Origin of the sequence: Morganella sp. HMSC11D09 (assembly GCF_001807955.1) — a bacterium.
In the GTDB taxonomy this organism is placed as follows: domain Bacteria; phylum Pseudomonadota; class Gammaproteobacteria; order Enterobacterales; family Enterobacteriaceae; genus Morganella; species Morganella morganii.
In genome coordinates, this window is record NZ_KV791720.1 from 3940 (window position 1) to 4379 (window position 440).

The following is a 440-nucleotide window of genomic DNA, read 5'->3' on the forward strand; positions in this document are numbered from 1 at the left end:
AGGTTCGAATCCTTCTCCCACCACCATCTAATGTGAATTATTATCCTGAGTGTTTTACTCAAGACTCCTTCGATGTAAAATACTCCGGATTCAGTTACAGCAGATTAAAGTCAGGTAGCCGAGTTCACGCGGGCATCGTATAATGGCTATTACCTCAGCCTTCCAAGCTGATGATGCGGGTTCGATTCCCGCTGCCCGCTCCAAGATGTGCTGATATAGCTCAGTTGGTAGAGCGCACCCTTGGTAAGGGTGAGGTCGGCAGTTCGAATCTGCCTATCAGCACCACTTCCGTTGTTCTCCATTCCTTGATTTTTTTCCCTGTAAATATCCAGACAAGCAATACTGCTTGGTTGATGTGGTGAAACCACCGATTCCGTGTCTTAGAGGGACAACTAATGTCTAAAGAAAAGTTTGAACGTACGAAACCGCACGTTAACGTT

3 tRNA genes (1 of these 3 running past the window's edge) are annotated in these 440 nt (G+C 46.1%); all 3 read left to right on the forward strand.

Features of this window, described 5'->3' with window-relative positions:
* Positions 1–26, forward strand: a tRNA-Ser gene (locus HMPREF3119_RS19460); it begins 50 nt to the left of the window's first position.
* A gap of 102 nt (positions 27–128) precedes the next feature.
* A tRNA-Gly gene (locus tag HMPREF3119_RS18540) sits at positions 129–203 on the forward strand.
* 6 nt (positions 204–209) lie between these two features.
* Positions 210–285: transfer RNA gene (locus HMPREF3119_RS18545), tRNA-Thr, on the forward strand.
* The last annotated feature ends 155 nt before the right edge of the window (positions 286–440 follow it).